Genomic DNA, 26,394 nt, shown 5'->3' on the forward strand with positions numbered 1-26,394 from the left:
TCATGCCTGAATTACCAGAAGTCGAAACCAGCCGCCGCGGCATTGAGCCTTATCTTGTTGGCCACGACATCCAGTACGCGGTGGTGCGTAACGCTCGCCTGCGTTGGCCGGTCTCCGAGCAGATCCTGGCGCTGAGCGATCGGCCGGTACGCAGCGTACAGCGCCGTGCCAAGTATTTACTGATCGAGTTGGACCATGGCTGGATTATTGTGCATCTGGGGATGTCTGGCAGCTTACGTATGCTGGCAGAGGAAACCGAGCCAGGTAAGCATGACCACGTCGATCTGGTGATGAGCAACGGTTTTATCCTGCGCTACACCGATCCGCGCCGTTTTGGTGCCTGGCTGTGGTGTGACGATCTGGCCGCCAGCAACGTATTGGCTCATCTTGGCCCGGAACCGCTGGGCGAAGAGTTCGATGGCACCTACCTGTACGAGAAATCCCGTAATAAGCGCACGCTGATCAAGCCTTGGTTGATGGATAACAAGCTGGTGGTTGGCGTGGGGAATATCTATGCCAGCGAATCGCTGTTTACCGCCGGGATCCTGCCAGATCGTCAGGCGGGATCCTTGACCAAGGCGCAGGCGGATCTGCTGGCCGCAACCATCAAGGCGGTGCTGCTGCGTTCAATTGAACAAGGGGGAACGACGCTGCGTGACTTCCTGCAGTCGGATGGGAAGCCGGGGTATTTTGCGCAGGAACTGCAGGTCTATGGCCGGGCAGGTGAACCCTGCCGCGCCTGTGGCACACCGATCGAGAGCGCCAAACACGGGCAGCGCAGCACCTTCTTCTGCCGCCGCTGCCAGCACTGATTACTGCGCGGCGAGCTTTTCCATCAGCGCTTTGGTGACGACATCCGGCAAGAACGGTGCGATGTCGCCGCCATGACGTGCCACTTCCTTCACCAAGGAAGAAGAGATAAATGACCACTGCTCGGAAGGCATCAGAAACACGCTTTCCAACGTTGGCATCAGATGGCGGTTCATGTTCGCCAGCTGCAATTCATATTCAAAGTCGGACACCGCACGCAGGCCGCGTATCAGAATATTGGCGTTCTGATGGGCGGCGAAGTGCGCCATCAACTCGCTGAACCCCAGCACCTCAACGTTATCCAGATGAGAGGTCACCTGCGTGGCCAAGGCAACGCGTTCTTCCAGCGTAAACAGCGGTTTTTTGCTCGAACTGGCGGCAATGGCCAGGATCACGTGATCAAACATCAGTGAGGCTCGGGTGACCAGATCCAGATGGCCATTGGTCATTGGATCGAAGGTGCCTGGGTAGATGGCTTTGCTGCTCATGGTTCACTTCTCTGAATAGTTGCGGCCCAATGCCCACAGTGCGGCATATTTATTGAAGGTATATTGCGCGTTGACCACGGCTAACAGCAAGCCCTGTTTGCCGTCGAGGAAACCGGCTCGCAGCAGCCAGGTTTTGCAGAACGCACCCAGCGTGTGGGTGAGGATGGACAGATAACCGCAGCGCTTACCGGCCTGATGGCGTTGGACTGCCCACTGCTCGGCGTAGTGCAGTTGCTTGCGCTGGAAGGCAAAAAAGTCACGGCAGGTCAGGTGCAGCAGATCGCCCTGCAGCGGCACGACTTTTGCGCCGCCGGTGTTGAGGGATTCATGGACCAGGTCATCGTTATAGCGATAGCGCTGATTGGCGTACAGCCGGTTGACCCGGTCGGGATACCAGCCGCTGTGGCGCATAAAGCGGCCAAGAAACAGGTTACGGCGGCCCAGGCTGTAGACGACGTTATCGTCGGCGTTGGCTAATACCTGTTCGATGGAATGGCGTAATTCTGGCGTGACGCGCTCGTCGGCGTCGATCATCAGTACGTAATCCTGGGTGGCGTAGCTTTGCGCCTTCTGCCGCTGCCTGCCGAAGCCTTGCCAGTCGGTATGGGTAAACACCTTGGCTCCCAGACTTTCCGCCAAAGCGACGGAACCGTCGGTACTACCGGAGTCTAGCACGATGATTTCATCAGCCCAGGCGACCGATTGCAGGCATTCGCTCAGCAGCTCGGCTTCGTTTTTGGCGATCATCACTACCGACAGGCTGTTACGGTGGCTCATTCAGTGGCTCCGTGGCGGCAGGTGTGGCTCCAGCAGCTGCAGCAGGCGTTGCAACGCCCCCTGGTTCTGATACAGCACTTCAACCGCGTGGCGGCCGTAATAGCGGCGATAATCTTCATCGGTCAGTAGCGTTTCTATCTCTTTCACCAAGGAATCGACATCGCTGATGGTGATCATCCCGCCCGCCTCGGAGAGTTTGGCGCAGATATCCTTGAAATTGAACGTATGTGGGCCCATCAGCACCGGAATGGCATGGGCGGCCGCTTCCAGTGGGTTATGCCCCCCGCGCTCAACCAGGCTGCCACCGACGAAGGCCAGATCGGCAATGCCGTACAGCAGCATCAGCTCGCCCATGGTATCGCCAATCACAACCTGCGTGCTGCCGGAAGGGATCTCGCCGCTGCTGCGGGTGGTGTAGCTGAAGCCCGCTTTTTGTGTCAGCTCTTTGGCGACAGGGAAGCGCTCCGGGTGGCGTGGCACCAGGATCAGTAATAGGTCGGGGTGTTTTTCCAGCAATCGGCGGTGGGCTTCCAGCAGAATGGTTTCTTCACCTTCGTGAGTGCTGGTGGCGATCCACACCGGGCGGCGCGGTGCCCATTGGCGGCGTAGCGTAACGGCTCTGGCCGCCAGCTCTGGCGTGACGGAGATATCGAACTTCAGGCTGCCGGTGACGGTCAGCTGTGAACGCTTCAGGCCCAGTTCGATAAAGCGCTCGCCGTCTTCCTGATTTTGCGCGGCGATCAGGGTAATGCGGCGCAGGATATCACGGATGAAACCGCCGATTTTCTTGTAGCCAGCCGCTGAGCGGGCGGAAAGGCGCGCGTTGGCAATCACCAGCGGGATTTGGCGCTGATGCAGGGCGTTAATCAGGTTGGGCCACAGCTCGGTTTCCATGATGATCACCAGCTTGGGATCCACCTGATCGAGGAAGCGGCGCATCGAACCCGGCAGGTCGTAAGGCAGATAGACATGATGCACATCTTTACCGAAAGCGGACTGCACACGTTCGGAACCCGTTGGCGTCATTGTGGTCACAGTAATCGGCAGGTAAGGGTAACGATGGCGCAGGGCGCGAACCAGAGGGATCGCCGCCAGGGTTTCGCCAACAGAAACGGAATGCAGCATAATGCCGCCCGATACCACTTTCCCGGCGCAGAAACCATAGCGTTCCGCCCAGCGTTTACGGTAGGCTGGTGCTTTGCGGCTGCGCAGCAGTAAGCGGAGCCAGATCAGGGGTTGGATAAGGTAGAGTAGTACCTGATATAAACGGAGCAGCATTCTATCAATTTCATTTATATGGGTTATCCAGAATAGTACCATAACCGGAAGGGAAAGGCGCTAACTTGGTGGCTCGGTGTCAGGCTGGGACAACAGGCGAAAGATGTCGCCGATAGGTTTGTAATGAAGAATATTTTAATTATCCGCCGCGACAATATTGGCGATCTCGTCTGTACCACCCCACTGATCGAAGGGGTGAAAACCGCTTACCCTGACGCCAACCTCTATCTGCTTATCAATAAAGTCAGCCAGGATGTGGTGAAAAATAACCCGCATCTCACCAAGGTGTTTGTTTATAAGAAGGCCAAACACAAGGCCAAGAATGAGACCACCCTGGGGGTCTATTTTGAGCGGCTGATGATATTTTTACAGCTGAGAAAAATTAAGTTTGATGCGGCTATTCTGGCTAACCCGGTGCCGTGCAAATATAGCCTGCGTCTGGCAAAAATGGCCGGAGTTAAAAATATTATCGGCGCAGATCTTGGCACCAGTGAAATTCATCACCCTTTCCGTGCGGCGGATTTTCACGGTAAGCATCAGGTGGAACACACGTTCAGCTACCTGTCTGCCATCACCGATCGCTCCATTGCCATTCCTCCGGTAAAGGTCTTCCTCACTGCGGGAGAACAGCAGCAAGCGCAGCAGCGTTTGCATAGCCTGCTGCCCCCGGTTGAGCGGGTGTTTGCCGTGCATATCAGCAGCCGCAGCCCGAAACGGCGCTGGCCCATTGAGCGCTATGCCGAAATCATCAACCGCCTGGTTGCCGATCCCACGATGGGCGTGCTGATATTCTGGTCACCGCAGGGGACACTGACACCTGACGATATCGGCGATCAAAAGCGGGCGGAACAGCTGTTGGCCGGTTGCCAGAATGAACGGGTAGCGCTTTACCCAACGGCCTCGGTACGCGAGCTGCTGGCTGGTTTCGAACTATGTGACAGGGTGCTGTGCAGCGACGGTGGGCAGATGCATCTGGCCGCGGCATTGAATAAAAGCATGGTGGTCTTCTTTGGCGATACGGATAAAGCGTCCTGGCATCCGTGGAGCGGGCAATATCGGATCCTGCAAACCGCATCGGGTGATTGCATCGATGTTACCGTCGATGAGGTTTGGCAAGAAATACAGGCTTTGAACTAATTAATAACCAGGCAGGGAACCTGCCTGGGCTTATTTCTTTAACGCCAGATACTGTTGGCAAATAGGCTCCAGGCCATAGTTCAGCAGTTGCTGGTGATTAATGACCGGTGGCTGGGCATAAATCTCTGCCATTTTCTCCGCCAGTGAGGTTTCATTTAATTCCGCCAGTGCATGAGTCAATCCCGCTTTTTCCAGAATTTCCTCAGGCCCGCCGGGGCAACGGGTGCTGACGACCGGCGTGTCGCACAGCAAGGCTTCAACCAGCACGTTACCGAACCCTTCACTGTCTGAACTGAGCACCAGCATTGTGGCGTGTTTGATCAGGGGATAGGGATTAGCCTGAAAACCGAGGAACAGCACGCGATCGCTAATGTTTAATGCTGTGGCAAGGCGTTTGATTTCGTTGATTTGCGCTTCATTGCCTGCGCCCACCAGTGCCAAAGGGGCCTGGATACCAGACAGTGCGTAGGCTTTCAGCAAGCGGTCGTGGCGTTTATGTGGATGAAAACGGCCCACGTGCACCAGATAGTCTTTGCCTGCCAGTTCACAAGGCTCTGCCGCTTGCTGTTCGATGGCGGCGATATCGAACGGGTTGTTGATCACCGCCAGCCGGTTAGGAGCAATCCCCAGATTTTGCTGGAGATCGTTGCCCACCGCCTGCGAGACGGCAACGATATTCTGCCGTTGGTAGACACCCGCGACCTTGCGGCGTTTCAGCCAGCGATCGAGGCCGGTACGGTGACCGAGGTAAGAGGTGGACAGAATGCCGTGAATGCAGAACCACAGCCGGGCGCTATCCAGCACTTTGCTATGGCTGACGATACGATCGGTCTTATGCAGGTTGGAGAACACCAGGTCATAACGGCCGTGCTGCTGCTCGTTGGCGGCAACCGCGCGATCCAACATCGCGGCACGGCGTGCCAGCTCGGTCAGTTTACGCCAAGGCGATCGACAGTTGTCGCTGAGCACCTGATAATCAATGCCGGTGGGGATCGGGTAGTTGCAGACATCCCGTAATGAGATCAGGCTGACATCATGCCCTAACTGCAGCATACCCTGGCATAGGGTCAGTACCACCTTTTCTGCTCCGCCGCCCGGCAGGCCGTCGATAATCATCAGAATACGCATAAGTTAGTCCAGCAATCGGTTATACAACGATATGAGTTGTTCCGAGAGATGCGCTGGCGTGGCCGACATGATACGTAGCCGCGCCGCCTCTCCCATGCTCGATCCCAGGGCTTGCCGTGGCAGTGCAACGATAGCATTGGTGAGGGCGCTGACGTCCAATGCATCACAGACAAAGCCGTTTTGCCCCTGAGTGATGAACTCAGCGCCACCGCAGGTGGTGCTGGTGATCACCGGAAGCCCGCATGACATGGCTTCCAAAATCACATTGGGGAATGGATCGTACAACGTTGGCAGCAACAGGGCATCGGCGGCCTGATAAAACGGCAGCGTCTGTTTCTGCACGCCCATGAAGCGCACCCGATCACCACAACCCAGCTTTTGTGCCAGTGAGCGGTAACGCTTTTCGGCTTTATCTTTGCCCACCACCAATAGGTAGCTGTCGGTAGCCGCTACGGCGCGAATTGCGGCTGCCAGCCCTTTACGTTCAAAGCCTGAACCGACAAAGATCAGGCAGTGCGCCTGTTGCGGGATCTGATACTGCGCCCGCAACTGCTGCCGCTGCTGCTCATTCGCCGGTAAAAATTTCTGATTGTCGATGGCATTGTAGATCACCGTGATTTTATCGGCAGGCACGCCGAAATCGGCGATGATTTCCCGCTTGATCATCTCGGCATTGCAGATCACCGCTTTCAGCTCTGGCGCGGCATACATGGCGCGTTCGGCACACATCACATAGCGGTGATAGCGGTTGGAGAACAGCCATTTGCGCCGCCACTCCGGCAGCATGCGTGCCCGTTGCAGCAGCCAGCGGCGATGGACGCCGTCACCGGCACGATAGATATCACAGCCGGGGATGCGTTCATGGCTTTGCACCAGATCGAAGCTCTCTTTCTGCCACAGGGCCCGGGCGGCTTCGGCAAAACCGCGTTCGCGGCTGATGCGCCCGAACTTCATCGGGTTGCACAGGTGGATGTGCCAGTTCGGGTTGACGTCCCCCTGCCACTCGCGGGTGATGACGTTCAGATCCAGATCTTGTTGTTCCAGCGCCTCCAGGGCACGGGAAACGAAACGTTCTGCCCCGCCGTCCGGGCGGTATTTTTGGCGGACAATCGCCAGGCGAAATGCTTTCATGCAAGCGTGCTCCGCGCGGCTGCAATCACCACGTCTGTAGGAATAAGGTCCAGGTAGCGCTCATCGGTACCGGTATTGATGGCATCCGGGTCCGGCAGGCTGCCGTAGTCCCCGGCCCAAATTACCTGGCCGATAACCTGCCAGGGGCGCCAGAATACCAGTTTGGATGGCCCGAACAGCGCCACGCAGGGCGTCTGTAATGCCGCCGCCATATGCATAGGGACAGAATCTACCCCGATAAACAGTTTGGCATGGTCGATCAACGCCGCCAACTGACGCAGGGTCAACTGCCCGGACAGAGAAACCACCCCTTGCTGCGGGCACTGTTTCAGTATTTGCGCCACCATGTCCTGCTCTTTGGCATCCGGGCCCGAGGTGATCACCAACTGGTGTCCTTCGGCCTGCAATGCGCTGATGGTGGCCGCCATTTTTTCTTCGCTCCAGCATTTAAAGAACCAGCGCGAAGTGGGTTGTACCACGATATAGCTGCCGGTGACGCCATTTTGTTGCAAAAGCTGGTGGCTGGCCTGCCAATCTTGCTGGCTGTAGCTCATGGTGACCTGCTGGTTTTGCTCAGGTAAACCCAGCGGTTGCAGCAGAGAGAGGTTTTGTTCAACGGTGTGCAGATGCTCGTGCCCGGCTACCGGCACCAACTGAGTGTGGCAATAGCGCCACAGAAAGCCGCGGCGCTTGGGGAAATCGAAGCCCAGACGAATGCGTGCACCGGTGAGGCGAGTAATCAACGCGCTGCGCCACTGATCGGCCAGGTTGACCACCAGATCGTAGCGTTGTGCCTGCAACTGGCGGATCAGATGCAGTTCGTGGCCCAAGTGCGCCTTGGTGCCCTGTTTTTTCCACTGGCGATCGATGACAAAGATTTGCGACAGCGCCGAGTTGCTCGCCAACATCTCCTGCGTTTCTTTGTACAGCAGGATGTCGATCTGAGCGTCGGGGTAGTTCTGCCGCAGCGTATTGATGACCGGGGTGGTCAGCAGCATATCGCCATGATGGCGCAGCTTGACGATCAGAATACGCTGTATGGGCGTGGCAGAAACAGGGGCTGGCGCGTCGTTCATAGTCAGTCGCTTTCAGGGAAACCAATCCTTGATTCTAAATGACCCGATCGCATGTGGCTACTGTTGCTCGGTTTTCTTGCCTGCAAAGAAAAAAATAGTGGCGTAGGGTGACAATTACGGCTCAATGTTGTCCAAACGAGGCGATAAAGTCGTTTGCCCTGAGGAATGGGGCTGCGTAACATAATGTAAATCTGTGACTATCAGGCTTCCAATGTATGACTAAACCGGCGTTTCTTATCACGATTGATACCGAAGGCGATAATCTGTGGCAAAACCACGATCGCATTTCGACCGAGAACACGCGTTTTTTGCCGCGCTTTCAGACGCTGTGTGAAAAATACGCCTGCAAGCCGGTTTACCTGACCAACTATGAAATGGCGGTGGATACACAGTACGTTGAATTTGCCCGCGACGTGATTGCACGCGGCACCGGCGAAGTGGGAATGCACCTGCACGCCTGGAACAGCCCGCCGCTGACGCCGCTCACCGATGATGACTGGCGGCATAAACCCTATCTGATCGAATACCCGGCCGACCAGATTCGCGCCAAGGTCGATCATATGACCAAGCTGCTGGAAGATACCTTCCAGACCAAGATGCTCAGCCACCGTGCAGGGCGTTGGGCGTTTAATGAGTTTTATGCCTCATTGCTGCTGGAGTATGGCTATCAGGTCGATTGTTCCGTGACTCCGCGCGTTAACTGGCAGTATTCGCCTGGCAGTCCGCAGGGCAACGGCGGGACAGACTATCGTCATTTCCCCTCGCAGGCTTATTTTATCGATCCGGCCAATATCGCCCAACCTGGTGATTCCAGGCTGTTGGAAGTGCCCATGAGCATTCAGTATAAACACTCGGCGCTGATGAATGCGGTGAAGCAGGGTTATGATCGCCTGCGGGGTAAAAAGCGTTCGCCGTCGGTGCATTGGTTGCGGCCCTCCGGTAACAACCTGGACAAGATGAAGCTGGTGGTCGAACGCTCTCTGGCGCAGGGACACGATTACGTCGAATTTATGCTGCACTCCTCCGAGTTTATGCCGGGAGGCAGCCCAACGTTCAAGACCGAGCAGGATATTGACGCGTTATATCGCGATTTGGAGCAGCTGTTTGCCTGGTTGCAACAGCGCACGGTTGGCATGACCTTGGCTGAGTATTATAAAAAGCAGATGAAAGCTGGTTAATTACATGAAAATCAGAAAGATGAAGTACGCTCATTGGTTTTTATCTGTGTACAACTTCCTGTTTGGTAACATGAAACCAAAAGAGTTGTTACGAGCAGACTATCCGTTCACGCGGATAGTAGTGTATTCCACAACGGCTCTGGGGGATTTCATGTTTAATACCCCGACTATGCGAGCACTACGTCAACGTTATCCAGAGGCTCATATTACGTTGGTAGCGGGTACGATTAATTATGGCATGGTGAAAAATTACGCCTGCTTTGACGAGGTGATTTTCTGGAACAACAAATTCAGGGATATGCCGAAAGCGGTATGTGAACTGCGTAAACGCAAGCCAGAATTGGCAGTGATTCTACATGCCCATCTACCTTACGATATTGTCAGTGCAGTTTTGGCTGGTTGCCAATATATCCTCAGAGACAATTATCTTACCTTACCCAAGGGGTTAAATTCCTGGGTGACGAGTTGTTCACTGAACTTCAGTGGTCACTTGATCCAGAGAAAGTTGAATTTAATGCAATATCTTGGAGGAGACACTTCTTCGATTGAGATGGAAATTCCTTGTTCATTCGAAAGGTTAACCAAACCTGCCGGACGGATACGGGTAGGGTTCAATATGGGGGCTTCAACCCGTGAACGCTGCTGGCCTGCTGGTTATTTTACCGAACTGGCTAAACGACTGATTGACCATGATGGGGATAATATTGATGTGGTGGTCATTGGCTCTCGGGCCGACCACGACTTGGTGAATACGTTACTGTTAAATCTGGACAACAGCCAACGACCACGGGTGATTGACTACGTCGGTAAAACCTCTCTGGCACAATTGTTAGGGGTGATCGACTCTCTGGACGTGCTAGTGACCGGTGATACCGGCCCATTGCATCTAGCCGTGGCGCTGAAAGTACCCACCGTCAGCTTATTTGTCACTGCCAATCCAAAATTTACTGGCCCTTACCAGAATAAAGAATTGCATCAGGTGATCGATCTTTCTTGTAGCCATGATGATGTATTGGAAATGTTTCCCGAACAGCCACTATCGATTATTCCTGTGGAGCAGGTGTTTGCCACATTAGAAAAAATGCACGTTTTTCCGGCAGCAGAGTAGCCCTAAGAACAGTAGAAGGTTGAAATGAATATTGTCATTGCAGGATATGCCTTGGGTGGTTACGGTGGTATGGAAACGGTCTGTAAAAGGTTGGTTAAGCTTATTACGGAAAATAATCCCGGTAGCAAGGTTGATTTTATCTTCTTCAATGAGAAAGGGGAGGTAGATGAGACTTGGTATGCAGGATTAAGTGCCCAGATGGTTTCCTCTACCGTGCATAATACCAAGCTAAGGCGGCTGCATTTTGCCTTTGCTCTTTCAGGGTTTTTGCGCAGGCATAAGCCAGATGTGGTCATTGCCCTGGATACCCTTTCCTGTTATATCGCCAATGTTGCCAGAAAGCTGTGTCTGGGCCGATATCCCATCGTTTCCTGGCTGCATTTCTCATTGTACGATCTATACAAATATGCATATATCCTTAAGGCCGATGCTCACTTGGTGATCAGCCAGGGTATTAATCAACAGGTGCGGGAACTTGGGGTAAAAGAGAGGGATATTTATACTGTATATAATCCGGTAGAGAAGACAGAAGATACGATCCCATTAAGTCATGCATCGGCCAATTTCATCTATATTGGCCGTGTTATTTTTGAAGGGCAAAAACGGTTGAAAGACCTATTGGAATCGTTGGTAGAGCTTCGGGGAGATTGGCGATTGCACGTGGTAGGGGGCGGTGAGGATTTGGCCCGATGCCAGAGCTATGCAGAAGAGCTGGGTATTGCATCTCGGATTTTATGGCATGGTTGGCAAGCTCAGCCCTGGTGTTATATTAAGGCGAATATCGGCGATCTGAAGGCATTGCTCCTGACTTCGGCATTTGAAGGGTTACCAATGACCTTGCTGGAGGCTATGGCTCACGGAGTGTATTGCGTTAGTTCGGATTGTCCAACCGGCCCGGCTGATGTTATTGATGGTATTAACGGCCGGCTATATGCCGTCAATCGGTTGGCTGGGTTGACGGAGATCATGCAGGCATTGGTTGACGGTGAGATTATGATCGATCAACCGCAGATTAAGCACTCTATTACCAAATTCTACGACGAAAGTTATTACCTGAATTTCAAACAGGCTCTGGACAGTATTCTGTTGAATTACCATGCCAAGTAAAATGTCACCCGGTTAGCGTTCCTGGCCGGGTGACATTTTTTATCGGCTTGCTACCGATGGATTATTTTTTGCAAACAGCGCGATACATGCCATATAGAACAGTAGTGATTCTGAACTGATTAACAAAACGTCTGATAAACCATAAATAATCATGCAACACCCGATCATCAAGAGCGGGGTATTTTTTTGCATCAACGACAGCGTGATAATGTACCCATAGAAAAATAGCACGGCCAGCAAACCAACAATACCCTGCAGCGAGGCGGCTTCCAGTAACTCGTCATGCAGATGTGAGTCGATATAAACCATAGCCGTTTGGTTCTTCGGGTCATTGACGATGATTTCCGCTGCTTGCGTATGGCGTGCCTCAACGGTATTGCCGTAAGGATGCTGTACAAATATCTTTAACCCAACACTCCATAATGAGAAGCGTGAACCTAGCGATGAGAAATCGTCTCCTTTCTGGTACAACATAATCTCAGTGCTGGTTTGCTCTATCTTGGGTTTGATATATTTGCTATAGGATGCCATGCCCACGACGCCAACCAAGGCTACGACGATCAACAGCGGTTTAAGGTGGATTTTGCGGAAATGGAACAGCATCATCAGCAGAATGAGTAATAGATGCGAGAGTATTGCGGCACGGGTTCCTGTCATAACCACGATCAGGAAGGACGTAATAATGATCGCCACTGTTGCAATATGATAGCCCGTACTGTGTTTTAGTTTGATTAAAAGATAGATAAGTAAAATTGACAGTGCCGAGTAGATATAAGCGGCGATGGTTGCGCGGTTGGTACTCAGATCAATGCGATCGATACCGTGATAAACTTGATAGATGCCGAAACCTGTGGCTAAAATAAACGCCAGGGCAAATCCAGCCAGCAAATATTGGCGATAATTGATTGTGGCTAGATAGTGTGAGAAATGCGAGATATAGAAAATCAACACCCCGCCGACTACCAGTTTTTTGCCAGCATCCAGTTGTGTATTCCCCAGACCATAGTCTTGCATATGGCGATAAAGTACCAGCGTCCAGATGATTTTCACCAAACCTATCAGGATAATAGAATAGGAAATATCCATCTTTGGCCAGCGGATGTTTTTCCTTTCGAAGAAAAGGCCAAACATGGCCACATAGAAAGAAAAATAGAATAGCTCCCGTTGCCTTGCAGTAATTATCAATGTAAAAACAATAGATAAAATTGTCAGTGTAAAACCTGTGAAGTACAATCTTTTCCCTATTTTTTCCATAATAATTTCACCGCTTTTCTTTTATAGCTAAACCTGACCGCTGGATTGATAAAAAAACTGAGGCTACGGGTTTCACGCACTTTGGCCTTCAGCAAGTCTAATTGCGTACTCAGGGTAATCCATTTTTTTTGTTTCAATTCAATATCTAGCCAGTGGCATAGTACCAATTGATGGAATTTTTTGCCAAAAAGCATATCCATTTTCTCTGTACACAAAAAAAGGTTATGTATCTTTTCTGCTGAAGGTGAGTTCGACAAACTGGCGTTCCGTTTTATATATAGATAATGCCCCTCACGGGAGAACACGATATTATTGGATTGTGTCAGGAGTTGCGGGAAAATATAGAAATCTTCGTAGCAGGAAAAGTTTGGAATAGGGTTAGCCTGAAGCAGAATACGTTTGATAAACTGGCCAATCAAATGTGCTTGGAAATCCTTATGGATAAGGAAACGCGTTATCGCTTCGTCCTGGGTCAAGACCTCTGTCTGTAACCCTTTCCAGTTTTTATCAACACTGCTAATTTCACGAACTTCATGCAGTTTGGTCAACAGTAGATCGGGTTGATTCTCTTCGAGGAAAAGGGTTATTTCGTTAAGTGAACCGCTTTTAAGCAGATCGTCGCTATCGAGCATGGTGACGTATTCACCCTGGCTGTTTACAATGGCGAAATTACGCACCTTGCCGATGTTTTTGAATTCGACGCTGAAATAACGCGCTTGAGGTACCACTTGGGCGAAATCGCGAAGCAATGCTCCGGTGTTATCGCTGGAAGCATCATTGACCAGAATGATTTCACACTTTGCGATGCTTTCCCCCAGAGCGTCGAGCAGGTTCTGCAGTGTTTCACGCAGATAGCTGCCGCTGTTGTGCGCGGCAATAATAATGCTGAGCAAAATATTTTGCGTGGTCATGTTACCGAGCATCCTCGTTGGCCATAATCGGTGCTAACAACCCCATTACCTGTTCGGCGCTAATGTCAGCCATACGATCCCCATTCTCAGGGCGGCAGGCATGCTGATTCTGCCCGTAACCCCCAATCAGCCCCGGATCGGTCGGGCCGAACAGGGTGATATTTGGGCGATCCAGCGCGGCGGTCAGATGGCTTAGCCCGGTATCGACAGACACCACGGCTTTTGCCCCAGCCAGCACTTCGGCAACCTGTTGCAGGCTGAGCTTGGGCAACACTTCAACATGTTCAAACCCTTCTGCCAGCCGTAAAGCGCGTTGGCGTTCGTGCTCGGCCCCCCAAGGCAGCTTGATGTTTATTCCGCTCGGAGCGATCAGCGCGATCAGTTCGCGCCAGTTTGGCTCCGGCCAGTGTTTTTCATCCCGCGTAGTGGCGTGCAGGAAAACCAGATATTGTCCGGCATCGGCGGGGGGGGAGCTGAGAAACCGAGCGGCAATGGCGTAATCACCCGTGCTCTGTGGCTTTGCATACCCCAGACTCTTGGCGAACAGTTCGCGAATGCGTTCCACCGCATGCTGCTGTTTGTCGATCTCATGGCGATGATTATAGAACCAGCTGGCAAAGGGCTCACGGACGCTTTTGCAGTCCAGGCCGTGTTTGCTGCCGTGCGCGATACGAGTCACCAACGCCGCACTCTTGATCAGGCCCTGGGCGTCGATCACGAGGTCATAGTTGCGCTCCTGGACCTGGCGCTTGAAATCGCAGCGCTGCTGGCGCGTTTCACTACCGAACCAGTTTTTACGCCAGCGGCGAATGGCCACCGGGATCACGCGATCCACCGCCGGATGCCAGGTAGGGATCTGGCTAAACCCCTCTTCTACCACCCAATCGAAGCGGATACCGGGGATGGCCTGCATCGCGTCGGTCAAGGCCGGCAGCGTATGGAGCACATCCCCCATCGAAGAGGTTTTTACGATCAGCACCTGCATGATTATTCCTCGCTGGCGGCTAGTAACGGCGTCAGCGCGTCTAACACCTGCTGTGGCTGGATGTCGATCAGGCTCTGGTGATAACCCTGGTCGGCATCGCCTTTGCGTACCTTGTGATAGCCACTGATCAGGCGGATCACCTTGGCCTGATGAGACAGCGGTGGGGTGAAGTCCGGACTGCTTGGGCCGTACAAGGCTATCAGCGGTTTGTTCAACGCCGCTGCAACGTGCATCAAGCCGGAATCGTTACTGACTACGGCCCGGCAGGAGGCCAACAGGATCACTGCCTGTTCGAGCTGGGTTTCTCCGGCCAGGTTGAAGCAGAAATCGCGAGACTTTTCTGCCAATGCGGCACGGATCTGCTCACCGGCTTCGTGGTCTTTGGCCGAACCAAACAGGGCGATTTGATAGCCTGCATCGATCAGCATCTGTGCCAGCGTGGCGTAGTGGTAATGCGGCCAGCGTTTGGCCGGGCCGAATTCGGCGCCTGGGCAAAAACCGATAATGGGCCGGTGGTCGGTGAGATTAAACGCTGAGGTGGTTTCGGCAATCTCTTCGTCACTGACCAGCAACTGCGGCCAGAGTATCGGCTGCGGCAGATCTTCGGCGCGCTGTACCCGCTGCTTGTCATAGGCCAGCGCGACGTAACGCTGCACCATCAACGGGAATGCCGCTTTATCCAGTACGCGGAGATCGTTGAGCAGGCCGTAGCGCATCTCGCCGCGCCAGCCGGTACGCTGTGGCACGTTGGCAAAGAAGGGCACCAGGGCAGACTTGAATGAGTTGGGCAGCACATAGGCACGGTCATAGCCATTAGCGCGTAGCGCATGGCCAAGACGGCGGCGTTCGCCCAATGCCAGGGCACCATGGCCCAGCGGCATTGCCAACGCCTGGTTGACTTCGGGCATCCGCGCCAGCAAGGGACGGCACCAGGCAGGTGCCATCACATCGATTTCTGCCGACGGGTACTCGGCCTTCAGGGTGCGGTAGAGACTTTGCGACATCATCATATCGCCAACCCACGAAGGGCCAATGACCAGTATTTTCATACCGTGAGTAACTTCCTTCAGCGCTTAAGCGGGACGATTCAACCAGGCCATGTATTCTTTCACGCCTTCGGCCACGGTTTTGAACGGTGCGTCATAACCGGCAGCGCGCAGCTTGGTTTGATCGGCCTGGGTGTAAGCCTGGTAGCGGCCTTTCAGCTTTTCCGGGAACTCAATGTATTCCACAGCACCGGACTGATGGTAGTCCACTACCGCATCGGCCACCGCCTGGAAGGTTTCCGCACGGCCGGTACCGCAGTTGAAGATGCCGGATACGCCGTTCTTCCAGAACCACAGGTTGACCGCCGCCACGTCGCCGACGTAGATGAAGTCGCGCTTGAAGTTTTCGCTACCGGCGAACAGTTTTGGATTTTCGCCACGGTTGATCTGGTTGTTCAGGTGGAACGCTACGCTGGCCATGCTGCCTTTATGGCCTTCACGCGGGCCGTAAACGTTGAAGTAACGGAAGCCGCACACCTGCGAATCCGCTTCTGGCAGGATCTCGCGCACGTATTGGTCGAACAGGAATTTGGAGTAACCGTAAACGTTTAATGGCTGTTCAAACTGACGCTCTTCGATAAAGTTATCGGTGCGGCCGCCGTAGGTGGCGGCAGAAGAGGCATACAGGAACGGGATCTGACGATCCAGGCAGTAATGCAGGATGTCTTTGGAATACTGATAGTTGTTATCCATCATGTATTTGCCATCCCACTCGGTGGTGGAGGAACAGGCACCCTCATGGAAAATGGCGTCGATGTCACCCAGATCGTCACCGGCCATGATGCTGGCGATAAAGTCTTCTTTATCGACATAGTCAGCGATATCAAGGTCGACCAGGTTAACGAATTTGGTGCCATCTTTCAGGTTATCCACCACCAGGATATCGCGATATCCGTTTTCATTCAGTGCCTTGATGATGTTGCTGCCAATCATGCCAGCGCCGCCAGTGACGATAATCATTGGGTTTACCCCTGTGTTCTTCCTGGTGATGCACAATGCCCCACCCTATATGCTGCCTATAATAGCATTTCATGCCATTGGGAACATCGCTTCGGTTCTTAATATCCCGTGCCGTTACACTCTGCGCCGGTTTGCCGTGATATCTGCTGCAATTTTAAGATTCTCTGCGGCGGAATGTCGTCAGTTTGCCGGCAACGCAGTAAAATATGCCGAAAATGCCCCTATCCTGGAGATGACCGAATGTCTGCGTCTTTTTACCAGCAGCTGGAACAGCAGCTTGCTACCACTCGCGCCGAAGGGCTGTTTAAACAAGAGCGCATTATCACTTCGGCCCAACAGGCCGATATCTCGGTGGCCGATGGTCGCCAGGTGATCAACTTCTGCGCCAATAACTATCTCGGGCTGGCTAACCACCCGGCGCTGATCGCGGCAGCAAAGGCCGGGATGGACAGCCATGGCTTCGGCATGGCGTCGGTGCGTTTTATCTGTGGTACTCAGGATAGCCATAAGCAACTGGAACATGCGCTTGCCGATTTTCTGGGAATGGAAGATGCGATCCTCTACTCCTCTTGTTTTGACGCCAACGGTGGCCTGTTTGAAACTCTGCTGGGCCCGGAAGATGCCATTATTTCCGATGCGCTGAACCATGCCTCTATCATCGACGGCGTGCGCCTGTGCAAGGCCAAGCGCTACCGCTATGCCAACAACGATATGGGCCAACTGGCCGAGCAACTGCAGCAGGCCAAGGCAGACGGTGCTCGCCACATCATGATCGCTACCGACGGGGTGTTCTCCATGGACGGCGTGATCGCCAACCTGAAGGGCGTGTGCGATCTGGCGGACCAATACGATGCGCTGGTGATGGTCGATGATTCCCACGCGGTGGGGTTTGTCGGCGCTAACGGGCGCGGGACGCACGAATACTGCGAAGTGATGGACCGCGTCGATATCGTCACCGGCACTTTGGGTAAGGCGTTGGGCGGCGCTTCCGGCGGCTATACCGCTGGCAAAAAAGAGGTGGTGGAGTGGTTGCGTCAGCGTTCACGCCCTTATCTGTTCTCCAACTCGCTGGCTCCGGCCATTGTGGCAGCCTCGATCAAAGTGTTGGAACTGCTCGAAGACGGGGACGCCCTGCGCGATCGCCTGTGGGCCAACGCCAGCCTGTTCCGCGAAAAAATGACCGCAGCGGGCTTTACGCTTGCCGGGGCCGATCACGCCATCATCCCGGTGATGTTGGGTGAAGCAAAACTGGCGCAGGATTTCGCCAACGCACTGCTTAAGGAAGGCATCTACGTTACTGGTTTCTTCTACCCGGTGGTGCCAAAAGGTCAGGCACGTATCCGCACCCAGATGTCTGCCGATCACTCACCGGAGCAGATTGAACGTGCCGTTGAGGCGTTTATCCGCATCGGTAAGACGCTTGGCGTTATTGCATAAGGTAATTCGATGAAAGCATTAGCAAAACTGAAAGCGGAAGAAGGTATTTGGATGACCGATGTACCTCAGCCTGAGCTGGGCCACAACGATGTCATGATTAAGATCCGCAAAACCGCTATCTGCGGTACCGATGTGCATATCTATAACTGGGACGAATGGTCGCAGAAAACCATTCCGGTACCGATGGTCGTGGGCCACGAATATGTGGGTGAAGTGGTCGCCATCGGCCAGGAAGTCAAAGGCTTCAGCATCGGCGATCGCGTTTCTGGCGAAGGGCACATCACCTGTGGCCACTGCCGTAACTGCCGTGGTGGTCGTACGCATCTGTGCCGCAACACCACCGGCGTGGGCGTAAACCGCCCAGGATCATTTGCCGAATATCTGGTGATCCCGGCGTTTAACGCTTTCAAAATCCCGGACAATATCTCGGACGAACTGGCCTCGATCTTTGACCCGTTTGGCAACGCCGTGCATACCGCGCTTTCCTTCGATCTGGTTGGGGAAGACGTGTTGGTGTCTGGCGCTGGCCCGATCGGCATTATGGCTGCTGCGGTATGTAAACACGTTGGCGCACGCCACGTGGTGATCACCGACGTGAACGAATATCGCCTGGAGCTGGCGCGCAAGATGGGTGTGACCCGTGCGGTAAACGTCAGCAAGGAAAACCTGACGGACGTGATGGCCGAATTGGGCATGACCGAAGGGTTTGACGTGGGCCTGGAAATGTCTGGCGCGCCACCGGCGTTCCGTTCGTTGCTCAATGCCATGAACCACGGTGGCCGTATCGCGATGCTGGGGATCCCGCCTTCGGATATGTCGATTGACTGGACCCAGGTGATCTTCAAGGGGCTGTTTATCAAAGGGATCTACGGCCGCGAAATGTTCGAAACCTGGTACAAGATGGCGGCACTGATCCAATCGGGTCTGGATTTGACGCCGATCATCACCCACCGTTTCTCGATTGACGAGTTCCAGCAGGGCTTTGATGCCATGCGCTCCGGGCAGTCGGGAAAAGTGGTGCTGAGCTGGGATTGATGTGATTGGCTAAGCGGGCGTGGCACATGGTGCCCCTTGGCTACTTGGTCATTAATGAAAGGCGGGGCGTAAGCCCCGCCTTTTATCTTAGGGCTTGGTTGGATCTGAACCTATCCAGTGCTGCCAATGGCGTTTGATCACCACCACGACCGGCGACTGCGCCACGCTTTCTGCAATGATGCCCAGCGCATGGCTGGCATTCACGCCTTCCTTCGGCAATTTAACTTTGCACTGCCTGATACCACCGGTGAACGGATTTTTCGGCTGCGGTTTGTGTGGCTTGGATGGCGGTACATAGCCGCTTCCGCTCTGCTGTGGCTCATTGAGCAGCGAGCTGGGTTTCACCAGCACGATGTCGGAGGGCAGCGTAGCCAGCATCTGTTGCAGTACTTTTACCGTTGCCGGGCGCGGGTGGCCGATGGCGATAGCCGAGCCGTTGCGGCGTGCCAGCTCGACGGCACGATTAAACTGGCGGCGGATATCGTCCGGGTTGGCCGTATCGTCGAGGAACACCCTGCGTTTGATCACCTTCACGCCGGTGCCTGCCGCCGCATGCGTGGCCTGGCTGTTGCCGATGGTCATGCTGTCGAGAAAATAGAGATGGTAGCTTTCCAGCGCCTGCATGACCTTTTGCATGCCCGGCAGGCTGGAGGTCATGGCACTGCCCATATGGTTGTTCATGCCCACCGCAAAAGGCACGTTATTCACCGCGTTACGGATGATACGCTGCACTTCTTCACTGCTCATGGAGGGCTGTAAGGTATCGCGCTCCAGCGGCTGTTTGCTGAGCGGGGCCATGGGCATGTGGATCAGTACCTCACGGCCTTGGCTATGGGCTTTGGTGGCCATCAGATGTGCGTGAGGCGCGTTGGGCAGTACGGCAACGGAGATCGCCGTCGGCATTTGCAGTACGGCATTTTCTTCATGTGGGCGGTAGCCCACGTCATCGATCACGATAGAGAGTTTGCCTGCCTGCACTGCACCAACGTACAGCAGCGCACTCAGCAACAGGGCAGTACACGTTTTGCTAGAGTACAAATCTATCTTCCCAACCACGGCTGTGGGTTAACGGCCTGACCCTGGCGACGGATTTCGAAATAGAGCGATGGGGTTCCCTGACCACCGCTGGTACCGACCAGGGCGATAGGCTGACCGGCACGCACCTGCGCCCCGACGCTAACCAAAGCGCTCTGGTTGTAGCCATACAGGCTCATATCGCCCTTACCGTGTTCGACCACGACTACCAGGCCATAGCCTTGCAGCCAGTCGGCCAGCAGCACGCGGCCATCGGCAATGGCTTTCACTTCGCTGCCTTCGGCCGCCGAGATCACCATACCTTTCCAGCGTAACTCACCTTGCAGCTGTTCGCCAAAGCGATGCTCTATGCGGCCACGCACCGGCCATACGGCTTGCCCCGCAGGCTGGCCTAAACCGCCGGTTCGCGCCATCAGTGAACGCTCACCTTCGCTTGGCTTATAGCTGGTGCCGGTTTTCTTCGCCTGCTGTTCTTTGACTTTGACCTGCTCACGCACCTTGGCTGCTTCACGCGCTTCGCGTTCTGCTCGGGCGCGGGCTTCACGTTCTGCTCGGGCGATCTGGTCGCGCAGACGGGTTTCGTTCTGGCGCAGTTCCACCAGCCGCTGCTGATCTTTTTCCAGCGAGGCTTCTAACGCGGTCAGGGTTTTTTTACGGGCGCTACGCGCCTGCTCCAGCTTTTGCTGCTGGATTTGTTGCTCGCCAAGCAAGGATTTCTGCTGACTCTGTTTGGCCACCAGCGAGCTCTTTTGCTCGGCCAATTGCTTGCGGGTCTGCTTGAGCTGTTCAATGGACTGCTGGCGTGCTTCGTTCAGATAGCCAAAATAGGCCAGCATACGTTCACTGCGCTGGGTTTCTTCACCGCTGAGTACCAACTGCAAGGCGCTGTGCTGCCCCTGGCGGAAGGCGGCATCAAGCTGTTTGGCGAGGATTTCCTGCTGGGTGGACTGCTGTTTTTGTAGCTTGGCGATGGATGTGTTCAACCCGGAAATGTCTTTACCCAGTATCGTGAGCGTACCTTGGGTATCACGCAGCGAGCGGCTGGCTTGCGCGATGGTCTTTTCCTGGAGTTTGAGCTGATTTTGCAGCGAGCTGCGTTGTTGCTGCTGCTGTTTAACCGCCTTTTCTTTTTCGGCGATGCTCTGTTGAATGTCTTTGAGCTGGGACTTGTTATCTTCCGCGGCGCTGCCGGTGAATGGCAACAACAATGCGCCAGCGAAAAACACGCTGGCGCAGATGGCGGTTAACTTCCGTGGCGCGGAGCGTTCAGGCAGCGCTTGGCTGCCTGAGTTTGCGCTTCGGGTTACCCTTGATAGTGCAAAATTCGCCTTCTCCCTCATGGAGAAGGATTATTCCACGATGAACAGCGGCTTACCAGTCATCTCTTGCGGGATTTCCATTCCCATCAGTGACAGCATGGTTGGAGCGATGTCGGACAGTTTGCCACCTTCCACCGCTTTGGCGGCTTTACCGATGTAGATCAACGGTACCGGCAGGCTGGTATGGGCAGTGTGCGCCTGGCCGGTGGCCGGATCGCGCATTTGCTCGGCGTTACCGTGATCGGCGGTGACCAGCAGTTGGCCATCAACGGCTTTCACCGCTTCTACTACCTGCTCAATACAGTTATCCAGGGTTTCTACCGCTTTGACGGCTGCATCATAGACACCGGTGTGGCCAACCATGTCGCCATTCGGGTAGTTACAGATGATGGCGTCATATTTACCGCTGTGGATGGCTGCCAGCAGCTTTTCGGTCAGCTCGGCGGAGCTCATCTCTGGCTGTAAATCGTAGGTGGCCACTTTTGGCGAGTTGATCAGAATACGCTCTTCACCTTTGAACGGCTCTTCGACGCCGCCGTTATAGAAGAAGGTGACGTGGGCGTATTTTTCGGTTTCCGAGATGCGCAGCTGGGTTTTGTCGTGCTTCATCAGCCACTCACCGAAGGTGTTGGCCAGCGAGGCGGGTGGATAGGCGCAGGCGGTTTTGATGTCGGCGGCATATTCGGTCAGCATGACAAAATCACTGAACTTGACCACTTTGCTACGTGGGAAGCCGTCGAAATCGGCATTGACGAAGGCGCGGGTGATCTGGCGCGCACGGTCGGCACGGAAGTTCATGAAGATTAACGCGTCGCCGTCGTTCATCTCGGCGCTGGCTTCGCCCGCAGCCTGGATCACGGTCGGTTTAACGAACTCGTCGTTTTCGTCACGGGCATAGGCAGCCTGCAGCGCAGCCACGGCGTTGTCGGCGGTGTATTCGCCTTTGGCCTGGGTCATCAGATCGTAGGCCAACTGTACGCGGTCCCAACGATTATCACGATCCATCGCATAGTAACGGCCGATCACCGTGGCGATACGCCCGGCACCCAGCGTGGCAAATTCGTCACTGAAACGTTTCAGTGACTTTTCAGCACTGCGCGGTGGAGTGTCGCGTCCATCCAGGAAGGCATGCAGGTAAACCGCTTTGGCACCGCGCTGTGCGGCCAGTTTGATCATTGCCAGGATATGATCTTCATGGCTGTGGACGCCACCAGGGGACATCAGGCCCATGATGTGTACTGCTTTGCCTGCCTGCACGGCCTTGTCGACGGCGCTGGTCAACGTAGCATTGGTGAAGAAGTCACCGTCTTTGATCTCTTTATCCAGACGGGTCAGGTCCTGATACACAATGCGGCCAGCACCGAGGTTCACGTGACCCACTTCCGAGTTACCCATCTGGCCATCAGGCAGGCCGACATCCAGACCGGAAGCGGCAATCAGGGTATGTGGCTGTTGTTGCCACAGACGGTCCATGACCGGCGTTTTGGCGTTCAGGATCGCGTTGTCCTGTTGCTCTTCCCGGTGGCCGTAACCGTCCAGGATCACCAGTACCATGGGCTTTTTCTTGCTCGACATTGCAGTAACCTCTTTATGATCGTTTTAAGTTGCGAATAGCCATCAGCCCATTGGCACTGGAATGATGGCTATTCACCCTCTGGAACCTGATGATACTACAATGTGGCCGACTAAAAAGAGCCCAAAGAGATCAAAGATGCGGTGAACAGGCTCGACTTTCTCAACGTCATAACGGTAATTTTCCAGTGTACCCCGCAGTTTCTGCATTCCCGTTTGCTTATTGGCTGTATTTGACGCATTCGGCAGGTATACTCTGAAACCTTGACTTATTTTTCCCTTAACTGACGGGAGTTGTTACACCCCATGCTGCAAGAAATTATGCAATTTGTTAGCCGGCACCCCATACTTAGTCTGGCTTGGGTCGGTCTGCTGGCTGCCGTGATCGTCATGACCTTCAAGAGCCGTTTCTCCAAGGTTAAAGAGATCGCCCGCGGTGAAGCTACTCGATTGATTAATAAAGAAGATGCGGTAGTGGTCGACACCCGTACCCGTGATGATTTCCGCCGAGGTCATATCGCCAACGCGATCAATCTGACGGCGAGCGAGATCAAAACCGGCAGCTTCGGCGAACTGGATAAACACAAGGCTCAGCCGGTTATCGTGGTCTGTGCCAATGGCACCACCTCACGTGAACCAGCAGAAAACCTGAGCAAAGCCGGTTTTGAACAGGTCTATACCCTGAAAGACGGCATTGCCGGCTGGAGTGGGGAAAACCTTCCGCTGGCGCGTGGCAAGTAAATTTTTAGTGTAATTGAAGGGGTTTCCATGGCTAACATTGAGATCTACACCAAGGCAACCTGCCCGTTCTGTCATCGCGCCAAGGCGCTGCTGAACAGCAAGGGAGCTGCGTTTAGCGAGATTGCCATCGATGGTGATAACGTCAAGCGCGAAGCAATGATTGCGCGCAGTGGGCGAACCACCGTGCCTCAGATTTTCATCGATGGCCAACATATTGGCGGCTGTGATGATTTACATGCACTTGATGCTCGCGGTGGGCTGGATCCGCTGCTGTAAACCAGCGGCGGTCCCACTGCCAAGATGTGGGTATTGCAACCACTGAGTGTCTATAAGGATAGTTAACCAAGGGTATTACACACATGTCAGAACAAAACAGCACAGAGATGGCTTTCCAGATCCAACGCATTTACACCAAGGATATCTCATTCGAAGCGCCAAACGCTCCGCAGGTATTCCAGCAAGAATGGCAGCCAGAAGTTAAGCTCGATCTGGATACGGCTTCCAGCCACCTGGCAGACGACGTCTACGAAGTGGTACTGCGCGTCACCGTTACCGCCTCTCTGGGTGAAGAAACCGCATTCCTGTGTGAAGTTCAGCAGGCAGGTATCTTCTCCATCTCCGGTATCGAAGGCACGCAACTGGCACATTGCCTGGGCGCATACTGCCCGAACATTCTGTTCCCGTATGCGCGTGAGTGCATCACCAGCCTGGTTTCTCGCGGTACCTTCCCGCAGTTGAACCTGGCACCAGTAAACTTTGACGCGCTGTTCATGAGCTATTTGCAGCAGCAGGCGGAAGGCGAAAGTGCTGAACCTCATCAGGATGCCTGATGAATACCGTCAATGCTTCAATGACTGTAATCGGTGCCGGCTCGTACGGCACCGCTTTAGCCATTACGCTGGCGCGTAATGGCCACCCGGTAGTGCTGTGGGGGCATAACCCCGAGCAGATCCAGATTATGCAGCGAGATCGCTGCAATCAGGCGTTCCTTCCCGACGTCCCATTCCCCGATACCCTGTTGCTCGAAACCGATCTTGCTCGTGCATTAGCGGCCAGCCGTGATGTGCTGGTGGTGGTGCCTAGCCACGTGTTTGGTGACGTATTGCGTCAGCTGAAACCTCATCTGCGCCCGGATGCCCGCATCGTATGGGCGACCAAAGGTCTGGAAGCGGAAACGGGGCGGCTGTTGCAAGACGTGGCTCGTGAAGCTCTGGGGAATACCATCCCATTGGCGGTCGTTTCTGGGCCAACGTTTGCCAAAGAGCTGGCGGCCGGATTGCCAACGGCGATCGCCCTCGCCGCCACCGACGAGCAGTTTGCCGAAGATTTGCAGCAGCTGCTGCACTGTGGCAAAAGCTTCCGCGTTTACAGCAACCCGGATTTCATCGGGGTACAGCTGGGCGGCGCGGTGAAAAACGTGATTGCCATCGGTGCCGGTATGTCCGACGGTATCGGTTTTGGTGCCAACGCGCGTACCGCATTGATCACTCGTGGCCTGGCGGAAATGAGCCGTCTCGGCTCGGCATTGGGTGCCGATCCTTCCACCTTTATGGGCATGGCCGGGTTGGGCGATCTGGTGCTGACCTGCACGGATAATCAATCGCGCAACCGTCGTTTCGGTATTATGTTAGGGCAAGGCAAGGGCGTGCAGGAAGCGCAGGATAGTATCGGCCAGGTGGTTGAAGGCTATCGCAATACCAAAGAGGTATTGGCACTGGCGCAGCGCTTTGGTGTGGAAATGCCGATCACCGAACAGATCTATCAGGTGCTGTACTGTGATAAAAATGCCCGCGAGGCAGCGTTGACTCTGCTTGGGCGCACCAAGAAAGACGAAAAGCACAGTGCCTGACCTTGGCTGCGGTGCAGCAATGTATCGCGTCACGACAATTTGATTAGGTTGCCCTGCCGGGACTGGCGGGGTAGTCTGTTATGGCAGAGAGGAAGCTATGTCGTCAGAAGAGTTAGAACTGGTCTGGAGCAGCATTAAATCAGAGGCGCGAGCACTGGCGGATTGTGAACCGATGCTGGCTAGCTTTTTCCATGCGACTTTGCTCAAGCATGAAAATCTGGGCAGCGCGCTCAGCTATATTCTGGCGAACAAACTGGCCAATCCGATCATGCCGGCGATTGCCGTGCGTGAGGTGGTGGAAGATGCCTATCGTTCCGACGCTCAAATGATCGTCTCAGCGGCCCACGATATTCTGGCGGTGCGGCTGCGCGACCCCGCAGTAGATAAATATTCAACGCCGCTGCTGTACCTGAAAGGTTTTCATGCCTTGCAGGCGTACCGCATCGGCCATTGGTTGTGGATGCAGGGCCGCCGAGCATTGGCGATCTACCTGCAAAATCAGATCTCGGTCGCCTTTGGGGTGGATATTCACCCGGCGGCCACCATCGGCTGTGGCATCATGCTCGACCACGCCACCGGCATTGTGATCGGTGAAACCGCCGTGGTGGAGAATAACGTCTCTATCCTGCAGTCGGTAACCCTGGGCGGGACGGGCAAAACCAGCGGCGATCGCCACCCTAAAATCCGCGAAGGCGTGATGATTGGCGCGGGGGCTAAAATCCTCGGCAATATCGAAGTGGGGAAGGGGGCCAAGATTGGTGCCGGTTCCGTGGTGCTGCAACCCGTGCCGCCACATACCACCGCCGCAGGCGTGCCTGCGCGTATTGTTGGCCGCCCGGAAAGCGATACGCCATCGATGGATATGGACCAGTACTTCAACGGTGCCAATCACGGGTTTGAGTATGGCGACGGTATCTGAGTAACCCCTCAGTCGTAATATCCCCAAATCCCATGTAAAACGCTGTGTGATGGCAATATCACACGGCGGTTTGTCGCTTACACCTTATGTTTTTCTCTCAGTGGAGCTGCGCC

At 54.4% G+C, this 26,394-nt stretch carries 26 protein-coding genes; 12 read left to right on the forward strand and 14 right to left on the reverse strand.

Features of this window, described 5'->3' with window-relative positions; genetic code table 11:
* Positions 1 to 2 precede the first annotated feature (2 nt).
* Complete coding sequence (mutM, locus tag ABIE29_RS16785; protein WP_429619812.1) at positions 3 to 812, forward strand: bifunctional DNA-formamidopyrimidine glycosylase/DNA-(apurinic or apyrimidinic site) lyase; 810 nt, start codon at positions 3 to 5, stop codon at positions 810 to 812.
* On the opposite strand, the gene coaD is transcribed toward mutM, so the two are convergent.
* Genes coaD through waaA form a run of 3 tightly spaced genes read right to left on the reverse strand, consistent with a single transcriptional unit; the run spans position 813 to position 3,353 of the window.
* Positions 813 to 1,298, reverse strand: a complete 486-nt coding sequence (coaD, locus tag ABIE29_RS16790; protein ID WP_179246999.1) for a pantetheine-phosphate adenylyltransferase — start codon at positions 1,296 to 1,298, stop codon at positions 813 to 815.
* A 3-nt stretch (positions 1,299 to 1,301) separates the two neighbouring features.
* Positions 1,302 to 2,075, reverse strand: coding sequence for a glycosyltransferase family 2 protein (locus tag ABIE29_RS16795; protein WP_429619813.1), 774 nt, complete (start codon positions 2,073 to 2,075; stop codon positions 1,302 to 1,304).
* Complete coding sequence (gene waaA, locus ABIE29_RS16800; RefSeq protein ID WP_429619814.1) at positions 2,076 to 3,353, reverse strand: lipid IV(A) 3-deoxy-D-manno-octulosonic acid transferase; 1,278 nt, start codon at positions 3,351 to 3,353, stop codon at positions 2,076 to 2,078.
* Between the two features lie 123 nt (positions 3,354 to 3,476).
* Between waaA and ABIE29_RS16805 the strand changes: the two genes are divergently transcribed.
* Positions 3,477 to 4,490 carry a glycosyltransferase family 9 protein gene (locus ABIE29_RS16805; RefSeq protein WP_429619815.1) on the forward strand — a complete coding sequence of 338 codons (1,014 nt, stop codon included), beginning with the start codon at positions 3,477 to 3,479 and terminating at the stop codon, positions 4,488 to 4,490.
* 30 nt (positions 4,491 to 4,520) lie between these two features.
* Here ABIE29_RS16805 and ABIE29_RS16810 read toward each other — a convergent pair whose 3' ends face one another.
* Genes ABIE29_RS16810 through rfaQ form a run of 3 tightly spaced genes read right to left on the reverse strand, consistent with a single transcriptional unit; the run spans position 4,521 to position 7,825 of the window.
* Entirely contained in the window at positions 4,521 to 5,618 is a 1,098-nt protein-coding gene (locus ABIE29_RS16810; RefSeq protein WP_429619816.1) for a glycosyltransferase, read from the reverse strand.
* A gap of 3 nt (positions 5,619 to 5,621) precedes the next feature.
* Entirely contained in the window at positions 5,622 to 6,749 is a 1,128-nt protein-coding gene (locus tag ABIE29_RS16815) for a glycosyltransferase family 4 protein (RefSeq protein ID WP_429619817.1), read from the reverse strand.
* The gene (rfaQ, locus tag ABIE29_RS16820) at positions 6,746 to 7,825 is read right to left on the reverse strand and encodes a putative lipopolysaccharide heptosyltransferase III (RefSeq protein ID WP_429619818.1); all 1,080 of its coding nucleotides are present in this window, start codon (positions 7,823 to 7,825) and stop codon (positions 6,746 to 6,748) included. Before rfaQ ends, ABIE29_RS16815 begins: the two co-directional genes overlap by 4 nt.
* A gap of 215 nt (positions 7,826 to 8,040) precedes the next feature.
* Between rfaQ and ABIE29_RS16825 the strand changes: the two genes are divergently transcribed.
* From ABIE29_RS16825 to ABIE29_RS16835, 3 genes are read left to right on the forward strand one after another with little or no spacing between them, the layout of a single operon-like run.
* Positions 8,041 to 9,003, forward strand: a complete 963-nt coding sequence (locus ABIE29_RS16825; protein ID WP_429619819.1) for a polysaccharide deacetylase family protein — start codon at positions 8,041 to 8,043, stop codon at positions 9,001 to 9,003.
* Positions 9,004 to 9,007: 4 nt separating this feature from the next.
* Positions 9,008 to 10,111 carry a glycosyltransferase family 9 protein gene (locus tag ABIE29_RS16830; protein ID WP_429619820.1) on the forward strand — a complete coding sequence of 368 codons (1,104 nt, stop codon included), beginning with the start codon at positions 9,008 to 9,010 and terminating at the stop codon, positions 10,109 to 10,111.
* 24 nt (positions 10,112 to 10,135) lie between these two features.
* On the forward strand, positions 10,136 to 11,218 hold the full coding sequence (locus ABIE29_RS16835) for a glycosyltransferase (protein WP_429619821.1): 1,083 nt from the start codon (positions 10,136 to 10,138) through the stop codon (positions 11,216 to 11,218).
* Between the two features lie 39 nt (positions 11,219 to 11,257).
* On the opposite strand, the gene ABIE29_RS16840 is transcribed toward ABIE29_RS16835, so the two are convergent.
* From ABIE29_RS16840 to rfaD, 5 genes are read right to left on the reverse strand one after another with little or no spacing between them, the layout of a single operon-like run.
* On the reverse strand, positions 11,258 to 12,472 hold the full coding sequence (locus ABIE29_RS16840) for an O-antigen ligase family protein (RefSeq protein WP_429619822.1): 1,215 nt from the start codon (positions 12,470 to 12,472) through the stop codon (positions 11,258 to 11,260).
* Positions 12,460 to 13,383 (reverse strand): glycosyltransferase family 2 protein, encoded by a 924-nt coding sequence (locus ABIE29_RS16845; RefSeq protein WP_429619823.1) that lies wholly within the window; start codon positions 13,381 to 13,383, stop codon positions 12,460 to 12,462. Before ABIE29_RS16845 ends, ABIE29_RS16840 begins: the two co-directional genes overlap by 13 nt.
* Before the next feature lies 1 nt (position 13,384).
* Positions 13,385 to 14,368 (reverse strand): lipopolysaccharide heptosyltransferase RfaC, encoded by a 984-nt coding sequence (gene rfaC, locus ABIE29_RS16850; protein ID WP_429619824.1) that lies wholly within the window; start codon positions 14,366 to 14,368, stop codon positions 13,385 to 13,387.
* A gap of 2 nt (positions 14,369 to 14,370) precedes the next feature.
* Positions 14,371 to 15,417: an ADP-heptose--LPS heptosyltransferase RfaF gene (rfaF, locus tag ABIE29_RS16855; RefSeq protein WP_429619825.1), complete on the reverse strand. Its 1,047-nt coding sequence runs from the start codon at positions 15,415 to 15,417 to the stop codon at positions 14,371 to 14,373.
* A 24-nt stretch (positions 15,418 to 15,441) separates the two neighbouring features.
* On the reverse strand, positions 15,442 to 16,374 hold the full coding sequence (rfaD, locus tag ABIE29_RS16860; protein ID WP_429619826.1) for an ADP-glyceromanno-heptose 6-epimerase: 933 nt from the start codon (positions 16,372 to 16,374) through the stop codon (positions 15,442 to 15,444).
* A gap of 240 nt (positions 16,375 to 16,614) precedes the next feature.
* Between rfaD and kbl the strand changes: the two genes are divergently transcribed.
* A complete protein-coding gene (gene kbl / locus ABIE29_RS16865) occupies positions 16,615 to 17,811 on the forward strand; it encodes a glycine C-acetyltransferase (protein WP_429619827.1) in 1,197 nt (398 codons plus the stop codon).
* A 9-nt stretch (positions 17,812 to 17,820) separates the two neighbouring features.
* Positions 17,821 to 18,846, forward strand: coding sequence for an L-threonine 3-dehydrogenase (gene tdh, locus ABIE29_RS16870; RefSeq protein ID WP_021181859.1), 1,026 nt, complete (start codon positions 17,821 to 17,823; stop codon positions 18,844 to 18,846).
* A gap of 87 nt (positions 18,847 to 18,933) precedes the next feature.
* Here tdh and ABIE29_RS16875 read toward each other — a convergent pair whose 3' ends face one another.
* From ABIE29_RS16875 to gpmM, 3 genes are read right to left on the reverse strand one after another with little or no spacing between them, the layout of a single operon-like run.
* Positions 18,934 to 19,902: a divergent polysaccharide deacetylase family protein gene (locus ABIE29_RS16875; RefSeq protein ID WP_429619828.1), complete on the reverse strand. Its 969-nt coding sequence runs from the start codon at positions 19,900 to 19,902 to the stop codon at positions 18,934 to 18,936.
* Positions 19,887 to 21,221: a murein hydrolase activator EnvC gene (gene envC / locus ABIE29_RS16880; RefSeq protein WP_429619829.1), complete on the reverse strand. Its 1,335-nt coding sequence runs from the start codon at positions 21,219 to 21,221 to the stop codon at positions 19,887 to 19,889. Before envC ends, ABIE29_RS16875 begins: the two co-directional genes overlap by 16 nt.
* 9 nt (positions 21,222 to 21,230) lie before the next feature.
* The gene (gpmM, locus tag ABIE29_RS16885; RefSeq protein WP_429619830.1) at positions 21,231 to 22,775 is read right to left on the reverse strand and encodes a 2,3-bisphosphoglycerate-independent phosphoglycerate mutase; all 1,545 of its coding nucleotides are present in this window, start codon (positions 22,773 to 22,775) and stop codon (positions 21,231 to 21,233) included.
* 303 nt (positions 22,776 to 23,078) lie between these two features.
* On the opposite strand from gpmM, the gene ABIE29_RS16890 reads away from it, so the two are divergent.
* From ABIE29_RS16890 to cysE, 5 genes are all read left to right on the forward strand, one after another.
* Positions 23,079 to 23,513 carry a rhodanese-like domain-containing protein gene (locus tag ABIE29_RS16890; RefSeq protein ID WP_021807259.1) on the forward strand — a complete coding sequence of 145 codons (435 nt, stop codon included), beginning with the start codon at positions 23,079 to 23,081 and terminating at the stop codon, positions 23,511 to 23,513.
* A gap of 27 nt (positions 23,514 to 23,540) precedes the next feature.
* A complete protein-coding gene (gene grxC / locus ABIE29_RS16895) occupies positions 23,541 to 23,789 on the forward strand; it encodes a glutaredoxin 3 (RefSeq protein WP_024482902.1) in 249 nt (82 codons plus the stop codon).
* Between the two features lie 83 nt (positions 23,790 to 23,872).
* Complete coding sequence (gene secB, locus ABIE29_RS16900; protein ID WP_021181865.1) at positions 23,873 to 24,343, forward strand: protein-export chaperone SecB; 471 nt, start codon at positions 23,873 to 23,875, stop codon at positions 24,341 to 24,343.
* Entirely contained in the window at positions 24,343 to 25,362 is a 1,020-nt protein-coding gene (gene gpsA / locus ABIE29_RS16905) for an NAD(P)H-dependent glycerol-3-phosphate dehydrogenase (protein ID WP_429619831.1), read from the forward strand. Before secB ends, gpsA begins: the two co-directional genes overlap by 1 nt.
* Positions 25,363 to 25,459: 97 nt before the next feature.
* Positions 25,460 to 26,281 (forward strand): serine O-acetyltransferase, encoded by an 822-nt coding sequence (gene cysE / locus ABIE29_RS16910; protein WP_429619832.1) that lies wholly within the window; start codon positions 25,460 to 25,462, stop codon positions 26,279 to 26,281.
* The last annotated feature ends 113 nt before the right edge of the window (positions 26,282 to 26,394 follow it).

It is taken from the genome of Serratia sp. 2723, from assembly GCF_050434425.1.
GTDB lineage: Bacteria > Pseudomonadota > Gammaproteobacteria > Enterobacterales > Enterobacteriaceae > Chania.